Source organism: Pseudomonas sp. BTN1, assembly GCF_001907715.1.
GTDB classification, from domain to species: Bacteria; Pseudomonadota; Gammaproteobacteria; order Pseudomonadales; family Pseudomonadaceae; genus Aquipseudomonas; species Aquipseudomonas paracarnis.
Genome location: NZ_MPBM01000019.1, coordinates 26,542 through 48,310 on the forward strand (window position 1 = coordinate 26,542; position 21,769 = coordinate 48,310).

The 21,769-nt window shown below is 60.0% G+C and carries 20 protein-coding genes and 1 pseudogene; 9 read left to right on the forward strand and 12 right to left on the reverse strand.

The window, feature by feature from the left end; all coding sequences use genetic code 11:
* Positions 1–37: 37 nt before the first annotated feature.
* The 3 genes from BMH52_RS07750 to BMH52_RS07760 all read right to left on the reverse strand — a co-directional run bounded on the left by BMH52_RS07750 (position 38) and on the right by BMH52_RS07760 (position 1,034).
* Positions 38–505 carry an inhibitor of vertebrate lysozyme family protein gene (locus BMH52_RS07750; RefSeq protein ID WP_014716348.1) on the reverse strand — a complete coding sequence of 156 codons (468 nt, stop codon included), beginning with the start codon at positions 503–505 and terminating at the stop codon, positions 38–40.
* Between the two features lie 2 nt (positions 506–507).
* Positions 508–672: a DUF1328 domain-containing protein gene (locus tag BMH52_RS07755; protein ID WP_003187386.1), complete on the reverse strand. Its 165-nt coding sequence runs from the start codon at positions 670–672 to the stop codon at positions 508–510.
* A 77-nt stretch (positions 673–749) separates the two neighbouring features.
* Positions 750–1,034 carry a hypothetical protein gene (locus BMH52_RS07760; RefSeq protein WP_014716347.1) on the reverse strand — a complete coding sequence of 95 codons (285 nt, stop codon included), beginning with the start codon at positions 1,032–1,034 and terminating at the stop codon, positions 750–752.
* 389 nt (positions 1,035–1,423) lie between these two features.
* On the opposite strand from BMH52_RS07760, the gene algB reads away from it, so the two are divergent.
* Positions 1,424–2,770: a sigma-54-dependent response regulator transcription factor AlgB gene (gene algB, locus BMH52_RS07765; protein WP_014716346.1), complete on the forward strand. Its 1,347-nt coding sequence runs from the start codon at positions 1,424–1,426 to the stop codon at positions 2,768–2,770.
* 10 nt (positions 2,771–2,780) lie between these two features.
* Positions 2,781–4,568, forward strand: coding sequence for a KinB sensor domain-containing domain (locus tag BMH52_RS07770; protein ID WP_020301401.1), 1,788 nt, complete (start codon positions 2,781–2,783; stop codon positions 4,566–4,568).
* Between the two features lie 113 nt (positions 4,569–4,681).
* Here the strand turns inward: BMH52_RS07770 and BMH52_RS07775 are convergent, their stop codons facing one another.
* From BMH52_RS07775 to BMH52_RS29530, 6 genes and pseudogenes are all read right to left on the reverse strand, one after another.
* Complete coding sequence (locus BMH52_RS07775; RefSeq protein WP_014716344.1) at positions 4,682–5,458, reverse strand: N-acetylmuramoyl-L-alanine amidase; 777 nt, start codon at positions 5,456–5,458, stop codon at positions 4,682–4,684.
* Between the two features lie 89 nt (positions 5,459–5,547).
* A complete protein-coding gene (locus BMH52_RS07780; RefSeq protein ID WP_032903957.1) occupies positions 5,548–7,608 on the reverse strand; it encodes a GGDEF domain-containing protein in 2,061 nt (686 codons plus the stop codon).
* Positions 7,605–8,483: an endonuclease/exonuclease/phosphatase family protein gene (locus tag BMH52_RS07785; RefSeq protein ID WP_003187377.1), complete on the reverse strand. Its 879-nt coding sequence runs from the start codon at positions 8,481–8,483 to the stop codon at positions 7,605–7,607. The genes BMH52_RS07780 and BMH52_RS07785 overlap by 4 nt, the downstream gene beginning before the upstream one ends.
* A gap of 10 nt (positions 8,484–8,493) precedes the next feature.
* Entirely contained in the window at positions 8,494–9,129 is a 636-nt protein-coding gene (dsbA, locus tag BMH52_RS07790; protein WP_014716341.1) for a thiol:disulfide interchange protein DsbA, read from the reverse strand.
* A 167-nt stretch (positions 9,130–9,296) separates the two neighbouring features.
* Complete coding sequence (locus tag BMH52_RS07795; RefSeq protein ID WP_014716340.1) at positions 9,297–9,923, reverse strand: cytochrome c4; 627 nt, start codon at positions 9,921–9,923, stop codon at positions 9,297–9,299.
* Positions 9,924–9,956: 33 nt separating this feature from the next.
* Positions 9,957–10,164, reverse strand: a pseudogene (locus BMH52_RS29530) (cytochrome).
* Positions 10,165–10,356: 192 nt separating this feature from the next.
* Here BMH52_RS29530 and yihA point away from each other — a divergent pair.
* The gene (gene yihA, locus BMH52_RS07805; protein ID WP_003187369.1) at positions 10,357–10,998 is read left to right on the forward strand and encodes a ribosome biogenesis GTP-binding protein YihA/YsxC; all 642 of its coding nucleotides are present in this window, start codon (positions 10,357–10,359) and stop codon (positions 10,996–10,998) included.
* Between the two features lie 271 nt (positions 10,999–11,269).
* Here yihA and polA read toward each other — a convergent pair whose 3' ends face one another.
* Positions 11,270–14,065, reverse strand: a complete 2,796-nt coding sequence (polA, locus tag BMH52_RS07810) for a DNA polymerase I (protein WP_014716339.1) — start codon at positions 14,063–14,065, stop codon at positions 11,270–11,272.
* 74 nt (positions 14,066–14,139) lie between these two features.
* Here polA and BMH52_RS07815 point away from each other — a divergent pair, with 74 nt between their 5' ends.
* On the forward strand, positions 14,140–14,430 hold the full coding sequence (locus tag BMH52_RS07815) for a DUF2782 domain-containing protein (RefSeq protein ID WP_014716338.1): 291 nt from the start codon (positions 14,140–14,142) through the stop codon (positions 14,428–14,430).
* Positions 14,431–14,486: 56 nt separating this feature from the next.
* Positions 14,487–15,440 (forward strand): homoserine kinase, encoded by a 954-nt coding sequence (locus BMH52_RS07820; RefSeq protein WP_014716337.1) that lies wholly within the window; start codon positions 14,487–14,489, stop codon positions 15,438–15,440.
* A gap of 107 nt (positions 15,441–15,547) precedes the next feature.
* Here BMH52_RS07820 and BMH52_RS07825 read toward each other — a convergent pair whose 3' ends face one another.
* Positions 15,548–16,477 carry a zinc ABC transporter substrate-binding protein gene (locus BMH52_RS07825; RefSeq protein WP_072435322.1) on the reverse strand — a complete coding sequence of 310 codons (930 nt, stop codon included), beginning with the start codon at positions 16,475–16,477 and terminating at the stop codon, positions 15,548–15,550.
* 58 nt (positions 16,478–16,535) lie between these two features.
* Here BMH52_RS07825 and zur point away from each other — a divergent pair, with 58 nt between their 5' ends.
* The 4 genes from zur to BMH52_RS07845 are packed head-to-tail and all read left to right on the forward strand — an operon-like array spanning position 16,536 to position 19,326.
* Positions 16,536–17,018 carry a zinc uptake transcriptional repressor Zur gene (zur, locus tag BMH52_RS07830; protein ID WP_014716336.1) on the forward strand — a complete coding sequence of 161 codons (483 nt, stop codon included), beginning with the start codon at positions 16,536–16,538 and terminating at the stop codon, positions 17,016–17,018.
* A complete protein-coding gene (gene znuC / locus BMH52_RS07835) occupies positions 17,018–17,788 on the forward strand; it encodes a zinc ABC transporter ATP-binding protein ZnuC (RefSeq protein ID WP_003187361.1) in 771 nt (256 codons plus the stop codon). Before zur ends, znuC begins: the two co-directional genes overlap by 1 nt.
* Positions 17,781–18,569, forward strand: a complete 789-nt coding sequence (gene znuB, locus BMH52_RS07840) for a zinc ABC transporter permease subunit ZnuB (RefSeq protein WP_014716335.1) — start codon at positions 17,781–17,783, stop codon at positions 18,567–18,569. Before znuC ends, znuB begins: the two co-directional genes overlap by 8 nt.
* Positions 18,570–18,606: 37 nt before the next feature.
* Positions 18,607–19,326, forward strand: coding sequence for a PA5502 family lipoprotein (locus BMH52_RS07845; protein WP_014716334.1), 720 nt, complete (start codon positions 18,607–18,609; stop codon positions 19,324–19,326).
* An 86-nt stretch (positions 19,327–19,412) separates the two neighbouring features.
* Here BMH52_RS07845 and katE read toward each other — a convergent pair whose 3' ends face one another.
* Positions 19,413–21,554, reverse strand: a complete 2,142-nt coding sequence (katE, locus tag BMH52_RS07850) for a catalase HPII (RefSeq protein ID WP_038448367.1) — start codon at positions 21,552–21,554, stop codon at positions 19,413–19,415.
* Positions 21,555–21,769: the final 215 nt, after the last annotated feature.

The following is a 21,769-nucleotide window of genomic DNA, read 5'->3' on the forward strand; positions in this document are numbered from 1 at the left end:
GCTTCCTTCTATGGACGCCAGCTCCGTCAGACGGAACCTAGTACCAATTCGGGTCTTTCTTGAGCTGCTCCATCAGCAGCTTTTGCATACCCTCGTCCGGCTTACCGAGAAAACGGTAATCGGCGTGCCGTGTCGGCGACTTGTCCGCTGGCAAACCAGCCGGGACTTCCACCAACATGGCGTAGGCATCTTCCTTGTCGAGGCTGAAGGCGACGATCAAGCGCTTGTTCAGGCAGGTGTCTGCGGTTTCGCAGAGCGGCCCGACCAAATACTTGTCGCCATCTTCCTCAACGGCATTCATTTGCTCGGCCGTGCCCGACAGGTTCATCACCCATTCGGGCAGGCGTTCCTCTTTCTTCACCACGTCTTGCCAGGTTTCACGGTACTGCGGATCCGCGCTGAGCAATTCGTTAGCCCGGGATTGACCGTCATTGGCGGCCAAGGCAAGGCCACTGCCGCCCAACAGCAGGGCAGCAGCAAGGGCTTTAAAAGGCAGGCTGACCATATTCAACCTCGGCCTTTGCGACCAAAGAAGAACGAAGCGATAAACATCACCAGGAAGACCACAAACAGGATCTTGGCGATGCCGGTGGCGGTGCCCGCGATACCACCGAAGCCCAGGACTGCGGCCACAATGGCGATGATCAGAAATGTGATTGCCCAACTCAACATGGTGATTCTCCTTATGCTTCTATAGGGGTAACAGCGGTGATGCCGTGCAGTCGCTCAACATGAGCGACGTTTTTTGCCTAGAACACCCAACGGTCATGGGCCGGCAGTTCGTCCAGAGTGGAACCCTGATCTACCAGGCTCAATTGCGGGGCAGTCACATCGGCGCTGGCGCTGCCAATGGAACGGAAATGGGTCTGGGTCATGACGGGACGTTCAAATTGCGGGGCTGGCTGCGCACGCTCCTGCCAATGCTGCAACTGCTGGCCGGCAATCAACGTGACCATCAACGCCAGGCTGGCGAACAGGCCCTGCTGCAAGCGCAGCGGCGATACACGCAATTGGCTGAAGCTTTGGCGAGTCATACAGCATTACTCCCGCATTCTGATTATTCGTTCATGACGCTCTTGGGGGAGATATTGCAGAGTGCATGCCAGCTTTATTGCAAAATAAAACCTAATAAAATCAATAAGTTATACTTGATCGATGGAATCATCGCCTAGCATCCTGCACGATGCCTCGGTATAGGCCGTGCGAAATGCACGATGCCCAGTAGACGGAACCAGACACTTGGCGCACACATCGAAGGGTCGAAGAGCAATAAGCCCTGAAAATGTCCGCAAACCACGTCTGTAGGAAGGCGCACAGATAGCTGCACGAAGAAGCCTTTTATGAATCAGAATAAACCATGCAACTTGCCCGATTATTCCGGGACTAAACACCATCACATTTATAGTTAAGGAGTGCGGGACAGATGGATTCAGCCAAGGAACTTCAAGGCCGCATTCTTTTAGTGGATGACGAATCCGCGATCCTGCGCACCTTCCGCTATTGCCTGGAAGATGAGGGCTACACCGTCGCCACCGCGAACAGCGCCGCACAGGCCGATGCCCTGATGCAGCGTCAGGTGTTCGACCTGTGCTTCCTCGACCTGCGGCTGGGCGAGGACAATGGCCTGGACGTGCTGGCCCAGATGCGCGTGCAGGCTCCGTGGATGCGCGTGGTGATTGTGACCGCCCATTCGGCTGTGGATACCGCCGTGGACGCCATCCAGGCTGGCGCCGCCGACTACCTGGTCAAACCTTGCAGCCCAGACCAATTGCGCCTGGCTACCGCCAAGCAACTGGAAGTGCGTCAGCTCTCAGCGCGGTTGGAAGCACTGGAAGGCGAAGTGCGCCAGCCCAAAGACGGCCTCGACTCCCATAGTCCGGCCATGATGGTGGTGTTGGAAACCGCGCGGCAGGTGGCCGGAACGGACGCCAACATCTTGATCCTCGGCGAGTCCGGCACCGGTAAAGGTGAGTTGGCCCGGGCGATACACGGCTGGAGCAAACGCTCGAAGAAGTCCTGCGTGACCATCAACTGCCCCTCACTGACCGCCGAACTAATGGAAAGCGAACTGTTCGGCCACAGCCGCGGCGCGTTCACCGGCGCCAGTGAAAGCACCTTGGGCCGAGTGAATCAGGCGGACGGCGGCACGCTGTTTCTCGACGAGATCGGCGATTTCCCCCTCACGTTGCAACCCAAGTTGCTGCGGTTTATCCAGGACAAAGAGTATGAGCGCGTGGGCGACCCGGTCACTCGCCGCGCCGACGTGCGCATCCTCGCAGCCACCAACCTGAACCTGGAAGACATGGTGCGCGATGGCCGGTTCCGTGAAGACTTGCTCTACCGCCTGAATGTCATCACCTTGCACTTGCCGCCGCTGCGCGAACGCAGTGAAGACATCCTGACCCTGGCTGACCGCTTCCTTGCCCGCTTCGTCAAGGAATACGCACGCCCGGCACGCGGCTTCAGTGATAATGCCCGCGAAGCGCTACTCAACTATCGCTGGCCCGGCAACATCCGCGAACTGCGTAACGTGGTGGAACGCGCCAGCATCATCTGCCCTCAGGAAAAGGTGGAGATCAGCCACCTGGGGATGGCCGAGCAACCGGCCAACAATGCACCGCGTATCGGAGCGGCTTTGAGCCTGGACGAGCTGGAAAAAGCTCATATCGGCGCCGTACTTGCGACCAGCGACACGCTGGACCAAGCGGCCCGCACACTCGGCATCGATGCGTCGACGCTGTACCGCAAACGCAAGCAGTACAACCTTTGAACAGGACTTTATGAAGCTCGCGATGAAACTGCGCACCCGGTTATTCCTGAGCATCTCAGCGTTGATTACCGTGGCTTTGCTGGGGTTGATCCTGGGCTTGGTCAGCGTCATGCAAATGGCCAAGACCCAGGAATCGTTGATCCGCAGTAATTTCATCACCCTGGACCTGGGGCTCAAGTTGCGTCAGAGCCTGGGCGACCAGTTGATCATGATGCTGGAGAAGCGTCCCGACCCAGACGCCCTGCAAGCCTCAAAGCAGCATTATTTCGATCTTTTGGACCAGGGCATCGCCCATGAACAGGCCGACGGCAAAAACCATGGTTTCAGCCAGGCACGCTCGGATTACCAGAATCTGCTCAATGCGTTTGACCAATCCCAACAGGCATCACCGCCTGCGGGCAGCAAGGAAAAGCTCACCGAAACCTTCAACATACTGCGCAACGGCTTGATTGCCGAACACAAGCGGGCGCTGGAAAATATCAGTACCAGTGAGCATAAATCCCGTGAGCGCGCGTTGTTGATAGCGGGCCTGCTCGGGCTGGTGGGGCTCGCGGTGCTGATCATCGGTTTCGTCACGGCCCATGGCATCGCCCGGCGTTTCGGTGGTCCCATCGAGGCCCTGGCCAAGGCCGCCGACAAGATCGGGCAGGGCGACTTTGAAGTCACGCTGCCGATCTCCTCCGCAGCGGAAATGAACCTGCTGACCCGCCGTTTCGGCATCATGGCCGAAGCGTTGCGCCAACATCAGGCCACTAACATCGATGAGCTGCTGGCCGGCCAGCAGCGCCTGCAAGCGGTGCTCGACAGTATCGATGACGGCCTGTTGATGATTGATCGCCAAGGCTGCCTGGAGCACCTCAACCCTGTGGCGCAGCGCCAATTGGGCTGGGATGAGGAGCGGCTGGGTCAAGGGCTTGGCGAAGCCATGGGTCGCGCGGAAATGGATGAACAGCTGCAACTGGTGCTACGCGGCGGCAACCTGGAGCGGGCCCCGGATGATCTGGAGGTGGAAGTCGAGGGTGAGTTACGCCTGCTGACCTACAGCCTGACCCCGGTTAGCCATACACAGGGGCACATTCTCGGGGCCGTGATGGTGCTGCATGATGTGACAGAACAGCGCGCCTTCGAACGGGTGCGCAGCGAGTTCGTGTTGCGCGCCTCCCATGAGCTGCGCACCCCGGTTACCGGCATGCACATGGCCTTCGGGTTGTTCCGTGAGCGGGCCAAGTTCCCACCGGACTCCCGCGAGGCGGACCTGCTGGATACGGTCAATGAAGAGATGCAGCGCCTGATGCAGTTGATCAATGACCTGCTCAACTTCTCGCGTTACCAGAACGGCCTGCAAAAACTCACCTTGGGCACGTGCGATGTCACCGACTTGCTGGAGCACGCACGGGCCCGATTTGCTGAGCCTGCGAACGCCCAGCACATTGAGTTGCTGGTAGAAGCTCAACCTGAATTGCCACGGCTGTATGCCGACCAAGTGCAACTGGAGCGGGTGCTCGACAACCTGCTGGGTAATGCCCTGCGCCACACCGCCGAAGGCGGGCAGATTCGTCTGCAGGCACGACGGCATGGTGAGCGGGTGATTATCAGCGTCGAGGATAACGGCGAAGGCATTGCCTACGGCCAGCAAGGGCGGATCTTCGAGCCCTTTGTGCAGGTGGGCCGCAAGAAAGGCGGTGCGGGCCTGGGTTTGGCACTGTGCAAGGAAATCGTGCAATTGCACGGCGGCCGCATGGGTGTGTACTCGCGGCCGGGGCAGGGTACGCAGTTCTATATGGCATTACCCCTGTAGGAGCGAGCTTGCTCGCGAAAAACGTCAACGATAACGCTGTGCTGTCAGGCAGCCCGCGTCGTCTATGCGTTCTTCGCGAGCAAGCTCGCTCCTACATTATTATTTTTACACCATCAGCGGTGATTCAAGGCCCGCAGGATCGCGGCGCTTTCAGCATCCGGGGTGCCATCAAACAATGACGGGCGAAAGCGCATCTGGAACGCAGCGATGACATGCCGCGTGGCCACATCCAGCTCGCCAGTCTGCGGCGTCTGGTAGCCCAGGCGCGCCAGCTCTTCCTGGAACCAGGTAATGCTTGGTAACTGCGCGGCGTACTGCACCTGGAACCGGGCCACTGCCTGGGCATCCGGCCACACGGCCAGACCTTCTGCCGCCAAGCGTTTCCAAGGGAACAACGGGCCTGGGTCCAGCTTGCGCAGTGGGGCGATGTCGCTGTGCCCGATGATGTTCTTGGGGTCGATGCCATTGCGCTTGCTGATGTCCTTGAGCAGCACGATCAGCGACTGCACCTGCGCTTCGGAATACGGGTACCACACACGCCCCGTCGGGGTATCGCTGAACCCTGGGTTGACGATCTCGATACCGATGGAGCTGGAATTGAGCCAGGTGCGCCCCATCCACTCGCTTTCCCCCGCGTGCCAGGCGCGCTGGCTTTCATCCACCAGCTTGTAGATGGTGCCGGAGGCGTCGTCGCCGATCAGGTAATGACTGCTGACCTGGCCATGGGTCAACAGCGCCAGGGAACGTTCAAGGTTGGTCGAGGTGTAATGCACCACAACGAACTGCACGCGGTTGTCGTGGTTAACCGAAGGATGGCTGGTGTTCAGGCGCGGGCCACTGGCGCAGCCGGCGAGCAGAAGAAACGCTAAAGCGATATACAAGGATTTCATGGCGAGAGGCATTACACTGAAAGACGATAATGCAACAGTGTAACGTACGGCTCACGGCCAAGCGGTCAAATTACAAAATGGAACATCTTTTATGCCGCCTGCACCTGATTACGTCCCGCAGCTTTTGCCCTGTAGAGCGCTTCATCGGCACGCTTGAGCGCCAGGTCACTGCGCTCGCCGGGTTGAAACTGCGCCACGCCCATGGACACCGTGATCGTTACCGGCTCACCCTTGAAGTGGAACGGGCACGCTGCAATAGCCTCACGCAATACTTCACCTACGGCCAAGGCATCCGCCAAGGCCGAGTCGGGCATTAGCAGCACAAACTCTTCACCCCCGAAACGCGCGATGAAGTCCGTCGGCCGCAGGCGCTTGCTCAGCACATTGGCGATGATCTTCAAGACTTTGTCCCCTGCCAGGTGACCGTAGCCGTCGTTGATGCGTTTGAAGTGGTCCAGGTCGAGCATGGCCAGCGACAGGCTGTTACCCCGCTGATGCCAGGCGTTGACTTCGTAATCGAGGCGTTCGCTCCACGCCGCACGGTTGGGCAACCCTGTGAGCGGATCGAGCAAGGCCTTCTGGCGTTGTACCTCCAGGTGCTCGCGGTAGCCCTGGGCCTCCTGCTCCATATGGGCCACGCGTTCAGCCAGACCTTTGAGGCGTGCGGCCACTTCCTGTTCGCGCAGGTCACGCTGTTGCTGGTGTTCATCCATGGTGCCGAGCAAGCCTTCAAGATGGCTTTCGAGCACCTGCTTGAGGCTGTCCAGGTCGGCAGCGTCCTGCACGCTGCTTTGCAGGCCGTCGACCTGCTCGCGAATCTGCGTGTCCAACTCCCGCGCGGCCAGGCTGCTGTCGGCGTGGCCCTCGCTGGCGACCTGCAGATGACCCTGGAATGCCTCGAGACGCTCGTTGAGCTGCTTGAGATAAGCCTCGAACTCATGCTGGCCACTGTCGGTGACCGCCAGCATCAGCACGGCCAGGTCATCCAGGATCGGGAGCAGTTCGTACCAATTCAAACCATGGGCGAGACGTTCACGCATCGCCTCGGCCTGGGGCTGGTGACGTTCAGGCAGGGAAAGGTCTTCCAGCAGGCCGAGCAAAGTGCCTTCAATGTGCTTGGCCACCGAACTATAGGACGGTTCAGGCGAATCAGGCAGGGCGTAGGTGCCGTCCGGTTGCAGTTCGTCGGGCTCGGGACCTTCCAGCACAGGGGGCAGCGACAGGCTGCCGATGGTGGTTTCATCCGGCGTTTCGACTGGAACCGGCGGCGGTTCGATAAAGGCGGCGAGTGCGCTTTCTTGAGCAGGCTCCGCAACCGGAGGCGCCTGCACGTCGGGTTCAGATAATTGCGCAGGCGCCGCAATCGACGGCAGCTCTGGAGCGTCGAATAACGGCGTGTCGCTGGCGACCTCTTGCCCTCCGGCCGCTGCAACAGGCGCAGGCTTCAAGGCCACGGGCGTAGGTGACAGCGGTGCAAAGGCACGCAAGGCTTGGGTCAATTCTTCCGATTGCGCAGGTTCTTCCGGTTCGGGCGCGGGTGTGGGCGCTGCAGGCTTTGGCGGTGCCAATTGCGCTGCCGGCAGTGGCTCCGCGTCAACCGGGAGCGCTTCACCGGCGGCCTCTTTACTACCGAACAGGCGTTGCAACAGACCCGGGCCTGGGCGTGCGGGTTCGCCTTCAGGCTCCAGATTATTCAGCGCCTGCCCCTGCAGGCTGCTCAGCTCACTGAGCAGCAGCGGTATCTCCCGCGCTTGCGCCACGCGACCATCGAGTTGCTTGGCGAAGGTTTTCAGCGGACGAGCCACCTCGCGGGGCAGCGGCAGCTTTTGCAACTGGGTGACCAAGGCGGTGAGCGCGGCGCTGATCTGGTCGACGCGGGTTTCGCGGCGCTGCTCCGAATCCAGCACGGCCTTTTCCAGGCGTGGCAGTAAAGCGGCGAGGGCAGCATCCATGTCGTCCGTGCGCACGACATCGCGCATTTCCTTCATGCATTGGTCGACAGCTCGGTCGGTGCCTTCGGCGGCCAGCGTGCTGCGCACCAGCCCGCGGCGCAGCAAATCGAGGCGGGCAGCCCAGCGGCGTTCGAGTTTGTCTTGTTGCTCGATGCTCTGGAGGTATTTCTCTTTCCAGCGCTGGGCGTCGTCGCTCATGCAAGGGGTCCGCGAGGGCCTGGGCTCAACGCGGGTAATGCATCAGCCGTGAGCGAACCCGGCAGACGAATCTCTACCGCGACCGGCAGGTGATCGGAAATGGGCTGCGCCAGCACTTGCACACTTTCCAGTGTGAGGCTTGGGCTGAGCAGGATATGGTCAAGACAGCGCTGCGGGCGCCAGCTGGGAAACGTGGCTTCGACTTGCGGCGCCAATAACCCAAGGTCGCGCAGCGGAGAATTCTGCAGCAGGTCGTTGGCATGGGTGTTCATGTCACCCATGAGCACCTGGTGCTTGTAGTTACCAATCAATTCACGCACATAGGCCAGTTGCAGGTTGCGCGTACGCCCCCCTAGGGCCAGGTGCATCATCACCACCACCAAGGCTTCCGGGCCTTCGCCAAAACGCACAAGGATCGCCCCGCGCCCTTTGGGGCCTGGCAAGGGGTGATCTTCAATAGCCGTGGGTTTGAGGCGGCTGAGTACGCCATTGCTGTGCTGCGCCAGGCGCCCCAGGTTGCGGTTGAGTTGCTGATACCAGTACGGGAAGGCGCCCAGCTGAGCCAGGTGTTCCACCTGGTTGATATAGCCGGAGCGCAGGCTGCCGCCGTCGGCTTCCTGCAGCGCGACCAAGTCGAAGTCGCTGAGCAGGTCGCCGATTTTCTGCAGGTTACCGGTACGCCCCTTGTGGGGCAGCAGGTGCTGCCAGCCACGCGTGAGGTAATGCCGATACTTCTCGGTACTGTTGCCCACCTGGATATTGAAACTGAGCAGGCGCAAGCGGCTATCTGCCGGCAGGCCTGTGGACTCCAGGTGATGCTCGTTGACCTGCGGTTCATGCAGGCCAACGACACGCTCGGTACCCCAGCGGCGCATGGCGAGCCCCTTACTTGGCAGCGCGTTCTTTGGCAATCAGTTGGTCAGCAACGTTGAGGGTCGCTTCAGGACCACCGGTGCTGCCCAGGTCGAAACGGTATTTGCCGTTGACGATCAGCGTGGGAACGCCTTGCACGCCGTACTTCTGCGCGAGTTCCTTGGCCTGTTTGATCTGGCCCTGGATAGCGAAAGAGTTGAAGGTCGCCAGGAACTTGTCCTTGTCGACACCTTGAGTAGCAACGAAGTCAGCCATTTCGTCCGGTTTGGTCAGGCGCTTGCCCTGTTTCTGGATCGCTTCGAAGACGGCGTTGTGGACCTTGTGCTCAACACCCATGGCTTCCAGGGTCAGGAACAGTTGGCCGTGGGCGTCCCATGGGCCACCGAACATGGCGGGAATGCGACGGAAGTTAACGTCCTTGGGCAGCTTTTCAGCCCATGGGTTGATAGTCGGCTCGAACGCGTAGCAATGCGGGCAACCGTACCAGAACAGCTCCACCACCTCGATCTTGCCGGGTACCGCAACCGGAACCGGATTAGACAGCTCAACATAGGTTTTACCGGCTTCAAGCGGCACATCGGCAGCTTGTGCGGTCATGCCGAAGAGGCTGGCAGTGACGAGAGCGGCGCTGAGGATCAGATTACGCATGCTTTACTCCTGGACAAATAAAGTCGCCTCACGCGACCTTTGTTGTGACAGGTCTACGCGGACATGAGTTCGTTAGTGTAACGGCAGCGGCCACAAAAAAGGGCGGCCTAAGCCACCCTTTTTATGCTTGCATCGCGGGATTAATCGAGCGTTAACGCCCAGCCCCGTCAGTGCAGGCCCTGGATATAACTGGAGAGGGCTGCGATGTCTTCGTCGCTCAGCTTGCGAGCGATGGTGCGCATAGTCATGGCGTCCCCATCGTTGGCCCGGCCGGCTTCTTCTTTGCGAAAGTCGGTCAACTGCTTGGCGATGTAGGTGGCGTGCTGGCCGCTCAGGTGCGGGAAGCCTGCGGCAGCGTTGCCTGCGCCATTGGGCGAGTGGCAACCGGTGCAGGCAGGCAAGCCTTTTTCCAGGTTACCGCCACGGAACAACTGCTCTCCGCGGGCGACCAGTTTAGGATCGGCAGCTCCCACGCTGCCCTTCTGGCTGGCAAAATACGCCGCGAGGTCCGCCAGGTCCTGATCGTTGAGATTGGTCAGCAGGCCGGTCATTTCCAGCACCGTGCGCTTGCCGTCCTTGATGTCGTGCATCTGCTTGCTCAGGTAACGTTCACCCTGGCCGGCCAGTTTGGGGAAGTTCGGCGCCGGGCTGTTACCATCCGGCCCGTGGCAGGCACCACACACGGCGGCCTTCGCTTGACCGGCAGTGGCATCACCTTTGACGGGGCCCTCTGCAGCGACGGCAGCGCCTGTGATGCCCAAGGTCAACAGCAGACTCACGATCAGTTTGTTCATCAGCTAATCCAACTACGGCTAAGGGTTTAAGAGTTATCTACCGGGTTTACTCACCATCAAATCAATGACGGCCTGGTAATCCTCAGTACTGCAGTCCATGCACAAACCACGCGGCGGCATTGCCTTGAAACCCTGGGTCACGCACTGCGTCAGCCTGACCATGCAAACTCGGTTGATCCTGTGTAGCCTGAGCGCCGTAAAGCGGAATCAGGGCAGCAGAAGCGAGCAACCGTCGGTCCATACATCGACCTATTCAGGGTTTGAGAGCGTTTTGCGTTCTAATGCGCAATAAAGGTCTTTCGCTCCCGTGAACCTCATCCTTCGCTGGGACAAAGCACACACAAAATCTGCGGCATTATATACTGGCGCTACTGAAACGGAAACGACACCGCTTGCCGCACCCTTTCTCGGCACCGCCCACATCGGAAATCTCATGCAACTCAAGAACCCCATCCTCGGCCTGTGCCAACAGTCCACCTTCATGCTCAGCGCCGCCAAAGTGGACCAATGCCCCGATGACGAGGGCTTTGAAGTCGCCTTTGCCGGCCGTTCCAACGCCGGTAAATCCAGCGCACTGAACACCCTGACTCACGCCAGCCTGGCGCGCACCTCGAAAACCCCGGGCCGCACGCAACTACTCAATTTCTTCAAGCTAGACGATGATCGGCGTCTGGTCGACCTGCCGGGCTACGGTTATGCAAAAGTACCTATCCCGCTGAAGCTGCACTGGCAGCGTCACCTTGAGGCTTACCTGGGTGGTCGCGAGAGTTTGAAGGGTTTGATTCTGATGATGGATATCCGTCATCCAATGACCGACTTCGACTTGCTGATGCTCGACTGGGCTGTCGCCAGCGGCATGCCGATGCACATTTTGCTGACCAAGGCCGACAAGCTCACCTACGGCGCAGCCAAGAACACCCTGCTCAAAGTTCAGTCCGAAATCCGTAAGGGCTGGGGCGATACCATTACGATTCAACTGTTCTCCGCCCCCAAGCGCATGGGCCTGGAAGAAGCCTACACCGTACTGGCCGGCTGGATGGAGTTGGCGGACAAGGGCGCAGAAATCGCCGAATAACTTTTCTGCGGGCAAAAAAAACCCCGGACTTCTTTTGGGGAGGGGAAGTTCGGGGTTCAAGTTCCGGACCGCTAGGGCGGGGTCCGGAATTATCTGCCAACACTTAACACAACATAGGAGCATTGAAGGGCTTCACCACCCATTCAGTAACTCTGAGTGGCAGTTCACAGGTTAAGTTCCGACAGGCTCAAAAAACTATTGGAAATAACTGACCCCCGTTTGCGCTCTAAACCGCTTCGCCACCACTCGCGATGATGGCAAAGCCGCAGAATCAGTGCGCCTCGTCCCAGTTATCGCCTACGCCTACGTCCACCACCAAAGGCACGTCCAACTGCGCCGCCGCGCTCATATGCTCGCGAATCTTCTCGCTGACCTGCGCGACCAAGTCTTCACGCACCTCCAGCACCAATTCGTCGTGCACTTGAAGGATAACCTTGGCATCCAGGCCCGACTCGGTCAGCCAGTTATCCACCTGCACCATGGCTTTCTTGATGATGTCCGCCGCCGTGCCCTGCATCGGCGCGTTGATCGCTGTGCGCTCGGCCGCCGCGCGCTCCTGGGGCTTGTTGGAGTTGATATCCGGCAAGTACAGCCGTCGTCCGAAGAAGGTTTCGACATACCCCTGATCCGCCGCCTGGGCGCGGGTGCGCTCCATGTATTCGCGCACCCCTGGGTAGCGGGCGAAGTACACATCGATGTAAGCCTTGGCGGTCTTGGTATCGACGCCGATGTCCTTACCCAGCTTCTGGGCGCCCATGCCGTAAATCAGGCCGAAGTTGATCGCCTTGGCGCTGCGGCGCTGGTTGGACGTGACCTCATTCAACTCGACCTTGAACACTTCGGCCGCCGTGGCCGTATGCACGTCCAGGTCATTGCGGAAGGCGTTCATCAAGCCTTCGTCCTTGGACAAATGCGCCATGATCCGCAGCTCGATCTGCGAATAGTCCGCCGCTAGTAGCTTGTAACCCTTGGGCGCGACAAACGCCTGGCGAATGCGCCGCCCCTCGGCGGTGCGCACCGGGATGTTCTGCAGGTTCGGATCGCTGGAGGACAAGCGCCCGGTCGCCGCGACGGCCTGATGGTAGGACGTATGAATACGCCCGGTACGCGGGTTGATCTGTTCCGGCAGGCGGTCGGTATAGGTACTTTTGAGCTTGCTCATGCTGCGGTACTGCATCAGTACCTTGGGCAGCGGGAAATCATCCTCGGCCAGTTTGGCCAGTACTTCCTCAGCCGTGGATGCCTGGCCCTTGCCGGTTTTCTTCAGCACCGGCATGCCGAGCTTCTCGTACAGGATCGCCCCGAGCTGCTTGGGCGAACCCAGGTTGAATTCTTCACCGGCGATCTCGTACGCCTGGCGCTCCAGCTCGACCATCTTGTTACCCAACTCGATGCTCTGGATGCCGAGCAGGTCCTTGTCTACCAGTGCGCCCTGGCGCTCGATGCGTGCCAGCACCGGCACCAGCGGGATCTCGATGTCCGTCAGCACACTGGCCAGGGTCGGGATCGCGGCCAGTTGCGCGTACAAGTGCTGATGCAGGCGCAAGGTCACGTCGGCATCTTCGGCCGCGTAGGGGCCGGCTTGCTCAAGGGCGATCTGGTCGAACGTGAGTTGCTTTGCACCTTTGCCGGCGATGTCTTGGAAGCTGACCGTGTCGTGGTCCAGGTACTTCTTCGCCAGACTGTCCATATCGTGCCGCGTCGCGGTGGAATTGAGCACGTAGGATTCAAGCATGGTGTCGAAGGCGATGCCGCGCACGGTAATGCCCTGGGCAGGGTCGCCGCCAATGGCGCAGTTGGCCAGGATGTTCATATCGAACTTGGCGTGCTGGCCCACCTTGAGTTTGGTCGGGTCTTCCAGCAGCGGTTTCAGGGCCAGCAGCACGGTGTCGCGGTCCAATTGATCCGGCGCGCCGATATAGGAATGGGTCAGCGGGATGTAGGCGGCTTCATGGGGCTGCACAGCAAACGAGACCCCGACCAATTGCGCCTGCTGGGCGTCGATGCCGGTGGTTTCGGTGTCGAAAGCAAACAACGGCGCATCGTGGAGTTTTTTCAGCCACACGTCGAAGGTGGCCTGGTCCAGAATGGTGGTGTAAACGGCCTCTACCGGTACCGATATAACAGCCTCGACCGGCATTTCGGCGGCAGGCGCAACTTCGCTCGCCGATTTGAGCTCGACACGCTTGGCATCGCGCTGGATCTCGTCGTACCAGCTTTTGAACTCAAGCAGCGTGTACAGCTCCAGCAGCTTTTCGCGATCCGGTTCGATCAGGTGCAAATCATCCAACCCGATATCCAGCGGCACATCGATCTTGATCGTCGCCAACTGATAAGACAGGAATGCCATCTCCTTATGCTCTTCCAGCTTGGCCGGCAGGGTCTTGGCCCCACGGATGGGCAGGGTCGGCACAATATCCAGCTGCTCATAAAGCTCTTTGAGGCCGCCATTGACCCCTACCAGCAAGCCAGAGGCGGTCTTGGGGCCAATGCCCGGGACGCCGGGAATGTTGTCGGACGAATCCCCCATCAACGCCAGATAGTCGATGATCTGCTCCGGAGCGACACCGAATTTCTCCTTAACGCCCTCGATGTCCATCGAGCTACCGGTCATGGTGTTGACCAAGGTAATGTGGCCGTCCACCAACTGCGCCATGTCTTTGTCACCGGTCGAGATCACTACCGGGCGGCTGGCGGCCGCGCTGCTGCGGGCCAGAGTGCCGATCACGTCATCGGCCTCAACGCCCTCGACGCACAGCAACGGGAAGCCAAGAGCGATCACGCTTTGATGCAGCGGCTCGATCTGCAGGCGCATGTCATCGGGCATGCTCGGGCGGTTGGCTTTGTATTCGGCGTACATCTCATCGCGAAACGTCCCACCCTTGGCGTCGAAAACCACGGCAAATGGGCTGTCCGGGTACTGCTTGCGCAGGCTTTTGAGCATGTTCAACACGCCCTTGACCGCACCGGTGGGCAGGCCTTTGGAGGTGGTCAGCGGTGGCAGCGCGTGGAAGGCGCGGTACAGATAAGAAGAACCGTCCACCAGGACGAGGGGCGCTTGGCTCATGAGCAGGATCAACCTTTTCGGCGGGTCAGGCGCTAGAATAGCCGGACCAATGAAAACAAAGGGACAAGGTTATCATGCGTACATTCAATCGCCTGCTGTTGACCGGTTTGATTGCACTCGCTCCGATGGCTGCCACGGCGGCAGACAGTGCCCCTGGAGGTGATCCGGAAGTTACCATTCGCACGGAAGGCGACAAAACCATCCAGGAATACCGCCAAAACGGCTTTCTGTACGCAATCAAAGTCACCCCGAAGGGCGCACCACCGTACTTTCTGGTACGTGCGGACGGCACCGACGCGAACTTCATCCGCTCTGACCAGCCGGATATGCTGATCCCGTCATGGAAGATCTTCGAATGGAAATGATTTCTTAATTTTAACCGGCGCTGCCCACCGCAGCGCCCGTAACGGCAGTTTTAACCATGTCTGTGTTCACCCCCCTGGCTCGGCCCGAGCTGGAAACCTTTCTCGCCCCTTACGGGCTCGGCCGCCTGCTTGATTTCCAAGGGATTGCCGCCGGCAGCGAAAACACCAATTTCTTTATCAGCCTGGAACAGGGTGAATTCGTCCTGACCCTGGTTGAGCGTGGCCCGGTGGCAGAAATGCCGTTCTTCATCGAACTGCTTGACGTGCTCCACGACGCCGATCTGCCTGTGCCGTACGCCCTGCGTACCACCGACGGTATCGCTTTGCGCGAACTCAAGGGCAAACCGGCCTTGCTGCAACCGCGCCTGGCGGGCAAGCACATCAAGGAGGCCAATGCGCAGCATTGCGCCCAGGTTGGCGAACTGCTCGGCCACCTGCACTTGGCCACCCAGGGCGAAAAGGTACTTGAACGCAAGACCGACCGCGGCCTGGCGTGGATGCTCAGCGAGGGCGCGCAGCTTATTTCGCACCTCAACGAGGCCCAGCAACGCCTGTTGCGCGATGCGCTGGCCGAGATCGACGCTCACAAGGCTGACATCCTCGGCCTGCCACGAGCGAATGTGCACGCCGATCTGTTTCGCGATAACGCGATGTTTGAAGGCACGCACCTGACGGGCCTGATCGACTTCTACAACGCCTGTTCGGGGCCGATGCTCTACGACGTGGCAATCGCCTTGAATGACTGGTGCTCGGATGCCGATGGCGTGATTGACGGTCACCGTGCCCGGGCGCTGCTGGGCGCTTACGCGGGGCTACGAGCGTTTACCGCGAAGGAAGCCGAGCTATGGCCGACCATGCTGCGCGTGGCGTGCGTACGGTTCTGGCTGTCCCGGCTGATCGCGGCCGAGTCATTTGCCGGGCAGGATGTGTTGATTCACGACCCGGCTGAGTTCGAGCATCGCCTGGCGCAGCGTCAGCAGGTCACGCTCCACCTACCGTTCGCGCTTTAAAAGACCGACTCGGTCAATGTGGGAGCTGGCTTGCCTGCGATAGCGGTATCGACTGACACACCGCTATCGCGGGCAAGCCCGCTCCCACAGGGGTTTTGTATTGCCTGTCAGAGCGACTCCAGGCAACCGGCCAGATCATTGCCGAGTTTTTCCAGCACCTGCTCATAACCCTGCGCGGTAGCCGGCGTATAGCCACCCAACGCATCCAATTCCGCCAACTTCACCGGCAACCCGGCCACCAGGGTTTCGGCCAAGCGAGGTCGCAACGGCGGCTCGCTGAACACGCAAGTCTTGCCCACGTCCTGCAAACGCGCGCGCATCGCCGCTACGTGCTGCGCGCCCGGCTGCACTTCGGCGGCCACGCTGAACACGCCAGCATGCTTCAAACCGTACGCCTCTTCGAAGTAATCAAAGGCTTCGTGGAACACGAAATAAGGTTTGCCATCAACGCCCGCCAAACGCTGCTTCAGGCGCTCATCCAGCGCGTTCAGGCGTTCTTCGAAGGCCTTCGCATTGCTCTGATAACGCTCGGCATTGGCTGGGTCGGCAGCGCTCAGATCGGCCGCCATCCGAGCGGCGATCACACGTGCATTGACCGTGGACAGCCACAGGTGCGCATCCACACTGCCTGGGCGGTGATCATGGTCATGTTCGTCGGCTTCATCGGCATGTGAATGGCTATCTTCGCCGAAGATGCGCAGTTTCATGCCTGGCAGGTCCTGCACGGCCACCGTTGGCGCCGTACGGCCTTTGAGCACACGCGGCAAAAACGTTTCCATGTCCGGCCCGATCCAGTACAGCAGGTCCACCGACTGCACACGCCGTACGTCGGATGGGCGTAAAGCGAAGTTGTGCGGCGACGCCCCCGGCGGCAGCAATACCTCTGGAACAGCCACGCCGTCCTGCACGGCAGCGGCAATCAGTTGCAACGGCTTGATGCTCGTCAGTACCTTGACCTCGGCCTGAGCGGCACCCGCAACGAACAAACTGGTGACAAATACGACAAAAACGGGAAAAAGTCGGGACACGATGACCACTCGATGGCGTAGGAACGGGTAACATAATAACGTCTCTATCAAATATCTGTCGCCGCTCATGCCTAAAACACCGCTTGCCAGCCGTCCCCACGACCACTCTCACTGCGTGCACACCGCATTGTCAGAGGCCGACACCCTGTGCGCAAAGAAAGGCTTGCGCCTGACTGCCTTGCGTCGCCGGGTGCTGGAGCTGGTGTGGCAGAGCCACAAGCCTTTGGGCGCGTACGACATTCTGGGCGTCCTCAGCGAGCAGGACGGCCGCCGCGCCGCGCCGCCCACCGTTTACCGTGCGTTGGATTTCCTGCTGGAAAACGGCCTGGTGCACCGTATCGCCTCGCTTAACGCCTTCGTCGGTTGCAACCACCCGGAGCACGCGCATCAGGGCCAGTTCTTGATCTGCCGCGAGTGCCACGCCGCCATTGAGCTTGAACAAAAAAGCATCAGCGACGCCATTATCAAAAGCTCTGCCGACGTCGGCTTCAAGGTCGAAGGGCAAACGGTCGAAGTGGTCGGCCTGTGCGCAGGCTGCCAGGGGGTTTGATGAGCAATGCGTTAATCCGCCTGGAGCAGGTCGGGGTCACGTTCGCCGGGCAAAACGTGCTGGAGAACATCGCACTGAGCGTGGAACCGGGGCAAATCGTCACCTTGATCGGCCCCAACGGCGCTGGCAAGACCACCTTGGTGCGCGCCGTACTCGGGCTGCTCAAGCCCCACAGCGGCACGGTTTGGCGCAAGCCCAAGCTGCGCGTGGGCTATATGCCGCAAAAGCTGCATGTGGACCCGACATTGCCGCTCTCCGTATTGCGCTTCCTGCGCCTGGTGCCTGGCGTAGACCGCGCCCGCGCCCAGGCTGCGCTTAAGGAAGTCGGCGCCGAACACGTCATCGACAACCCGGTGCAAAGCATCTCCGGTGGCGAAATGCAGCGCGTGCTGCTGGCCCGCGCCCTGCTGCGCGAGCCCGAGCTGCTGGTACTCGATGAACCCGTGCAAGGTGTCGATGTCGCCGGCCAGGCCGAGCTGTACAGCCTGATCACCCGCCTGCGCGACCGCCATGGTTGCGGCGTACTGATGGTCTCCCACGACTTGCACCTGGTCATGAGCACCACCGACCAAGTGGTCTGCCTCAACCGCCACGTGTGCTGCTCCGGCCACCCGGAACAGGTCAGTGGCGACCCGGCGTTCGTGGAGCTGTTCGGCAAGAACGCCCAGAGCCTGGCGATCTACCATCACCACCATGACCACGCCCATGACCTGCATGGCGCCGTCGTCGATACCCCCCACGTTCATGGAGATAGCTGCAAGCATGGCTGATTTTCTGCTCTACGCCCTGCTGGCAGGCTTGGCTTTGGCACTGGTGGCGGGCCCATTGGGCTCGTTCGTGGTGTGGCGACGCATGGCCTATTTCGGCGACACCTTATCCCATGCTGCCTTGCTGGGCGTGGCCATGGGCTTTCTGCTGGATGTAAGCCCGGCCATCGCCGTGACCGTCGGCTGCCTGCTGCTAGCCGTGCTGCTGGTGACCCTGCAGCAACGCCAGCCACTGGCCTCCGACACACTGCTGGGCATCCTTGCGCCCAGTACCTTGTCTCTGGGCCTGGTGGTGCTGAGCTTCATGCATGAAGTGCGCATCGACCTGATGGCCTACCTGTTCGGCGACCTGCTGGCGATCAGCCCGACCGACCTGGCCTGGATCCTCGGCGGCAGCGCTGCGGTGCTGGCGTTGCTGGTGGCCCTGTGGCGCCCGTTGCTGGCGATCACCGTGCATGAAGAACTGGCCAAGGTAGAAGGCTTGCCCGTCGCAGGCCTGCGTATGGCCTTGATGCTACTCATCGCCGTGGTGATTGCTGTCGCGATGAAGATTGTCGGCGTATTGTTGATCACGTCGCTGCTGATCATTCCAGCCGCCGCCGCCCAGCGCCACGCTCGCTCTCCGGAGCAGATGGCGATTGGCGCCAGCCTCCTGGGGATGCTTGCAGTGTGTGGTGGCCTGGCGCTGTCCTGGTTCAAGGACACACCGGCCGGGCCGTCGATTGTGGTTACGGCGGCCGCCCTGTTTCTGCTGAGTTTTGTCCTGCCCCGTCGAGGGGTGTAGACTTGCTCGCTTTTTGCGCAAATAGAGAGTCGCAGGAATGAAGCCGTTCACCTCCCGTTATCTGCTCCTTGCCGCATTTTCACTGCTGCTGGGCGCCTGCCAAAGTACGCCGCCCGCTGCCCCCCAGGCTCCGGATCCGCGGGCTGCGGCCATCGCGCAGCTGGAACAAAACCTGGCCAGCAGCGAATTGGCCACCGCCGAAGACCAGCTGGCTGCATTGCAGGCCCAATCGCCCAATGACCCGGCACTTGAGGCCTACCAGCGTCAATTGGCCGAAGCCTACCTGCAACGCAGCCAGATCGTGCTGCAAAAAGGCGACGTCAACGCTGCCGCCACGGCCCTGAGCCGCGCCCGCGCTTTGATGCCCAAGGCCCCTGCGCTGACCGGTGGCGTCAACAGCGCCATCAGCCATGCGCGCAAAGCCGAATTGGACCAGGCAGAAGCTGCGTTGAAAGCCGCTGAGGCCAAGCCTGCCGCCAAGGTCATCGACCCGGCAGCGCCGAGCACCACCGTGGCGCTGAACCTTGCGGATGTTGAAGACATGCGCCATCAGTTGGACGCCATCGCCACCGATGTGGTGAATTACCAGTGCGACGTCAGCATCCAGGTGCCACGCACCCAGGATTACCCGTGGCTGGCCACGTTACTGACCAAGCGGGTCAAGCGGATTGATTCGGGGTATGACCTGAAGATTCACCGGCAAATCCTGAAACATATTCCGGCGCAGGTTGTGCTGATTCCGCGCAAGGCGGACTAAAAGCATCGCAGGCAAGCCAGCTCCCACATTTGAACAGTGTGAGAGCTGGCTTGCCTACGATGACGATCTAACAAACAACCGATAAGTTAAGCCGGAATCGCCTTGGATTTCGGCTCACGCTCCCACACTCGATGCTGGGCAATGGCCGCAAAGAAGGCCTTGAACGCCTTGGCATCCGCGCCCACGATCAACCCCGCATCCTCCTCCAGTTTCAGCAGGTCCAGCAACGGCTTCACATCGCTGGCTACCGCAATCGCCTTCAGGTGTTTGTAGGCTTCCAGTACGTAATGCAACGCCACGCCATCACCGCTCAGCGCCTTCACGGACTCTTTGCCACCCGGGATAAACACTGCGTCGAAGGCAATGGACGGCATGCCTTCCATCGAGGCGTCGACCGGCAGCGTCTTGCCCTGCGCGGTGGTTACCGGCGCCGAAGTAGGCCCCAGCAACTTGGCATGGGCGCCTTCAGCTTCAAGCGCGGCTTTTAACGCGTCAATGGCCGCACCATCAACGCCGTTGGCTGCCAGAATCGCCACTTTGCGCGTTTTGATATCGCCCGACAGCAAATTCACCTGGCTCAAGGCTGGCGATTCTTTCAACGACGTTTCACGGGCAGGCACGGTGCCCTTGGTCGGCGCCGGCAAGCCGAGGTTTTGCGCAACGCGCTTGGCCAGCTCCAGGTCGATATTGGCCAGGATCTCGTTGACCTGGCGCGCACGGATGAACTCGCGCTCCACCTTGCCCAGCTCAAAACTGTAGGCCGCGATAATGTGCTCTTTCTCGTGGTGGCTCATGCTGTTGTAGAACAGCGTCGCCTGGGAGAAATGGTCACCGAAGGATTCGCTGCGCTCACGTACTTTGTTGGCATCGACGCGCTCGTAGTAGGACTCAAAGCCACCATCGGTAGGACCAGCAGGGGTTTCTTTCGGCCAACCACCATCAATAGAGTTTGGCTCGTAGGACGCACGACCCTTATCAATCACGGTGCGATGCTGAGCGTCGCGCTGGCCGTTATGGAAAGGCACGACAGGCCGGTTGATTGGAATCTCATGAAAGTTCGGCCCGCCCAGTCGGCTGATCTGGGTATCGGTGTAGGAAAACAGACGGCCCTGCAGCAATGGGTCGTTGGTGAAGTCGATGCCCGGCACGATGTGGCCCGGGCAGAACGCAACCTGCTCGACTTCAGCGAAGAAGTTGTCCGGGTTACGGTTGAGCACCATTTTGCCCAGCGGCGTGATCGGTACCAGTTCTTCTGGAATGATCTTGGTCGGGTCGAGCAAGTCGAAATCAAACGTGTGCTCGTCTTCTTCGGCCACGATCTGTACGCCCAGCTCCCACTCGGGGTAATCGCCGCTTTCAATCGCTTCCCACAGGTCACGACGGTGGTAGTCCGTATCTTTACCGGCCAGCTTTTGCGCCTCATCCCATACCAGCGAGCAGGTGCCGACTTTTGGACGCCAGTGGAACTTCACGAAGCTGGACTTACCTTCGGTATTGATCAAACGGAAGGTGTGTACCCCAAAGCCCTGCATGGCGCGCAGGCTTTTTGGAATGGCGCGGTCGGACATGGCCCAGATCACCATGTGCGCGGATTCCGGTTGCAGCGAAACAAAGTCCCAGAACGTATCGTGGGCCGAACCGCCGGTAGGAATCTCGTTATGAGGCTCGGGTTTCACCGCGTGGACGAAGTCAGGAAATTTGATCGCATCCTGGATGAAGAACACCGGCATGTTGTTGCCCACCAGGTCGAAGTTGCCTTCGTCGGTGAAGAACTTCACGGCAAAACCGCGAACGTCACGCACGGTGTCGCCGGAGCCACGCGGGCCCTGCACCGTGGAAAAACGCGCGAACACCGGGGTTTTATGCTCAGGCGTGCGCAGGAAACCTGCCTTGGTCAGCGCCGAATGGTCGCCGTAACTCTGGAAATAGCCATGGGCCCCCGTACCACGGGCATGCACGATGCGCTCAGGGATGCGTTCATGGTCGAAGTGCGTGATCTTTTCACGCATGATGAAGTCTTCCAGCAGCGACGGGCCGCGAGCGCCGACTTTCAGGCTGTTCTGGTTATCGGAAATTTTCACGCCCTGGTTGGTGCGCAGGGCCTGGCCGGTTGCATCGGAACGGAATTCTTCCAACGCCTGCAGCTTGGCGTTGGTGTTGCCACGGTCCAGGGTATCAGTGCCCGCGAGTTCACTCTTCGGCGGGGTGGCTGGCTTCTTGGTACTCATCAGTCAAAACTCCTTATTCAAAGTGGCCAGAGCGGTCCCCGGCTCGTTTGAGCAAAACCCCAGGCACGGCACCTGGGAAATCGAGTTGCTTAAGTAGTGACTGACGCGGTTTTGCACCGTTCCTTTTTTATGACCTTTGATCGCGTTATTGCCAAATGACTGGATGAATACGAAATAAATGCTAAGAAACGCTATACGGACAGGCTAAAATGCGC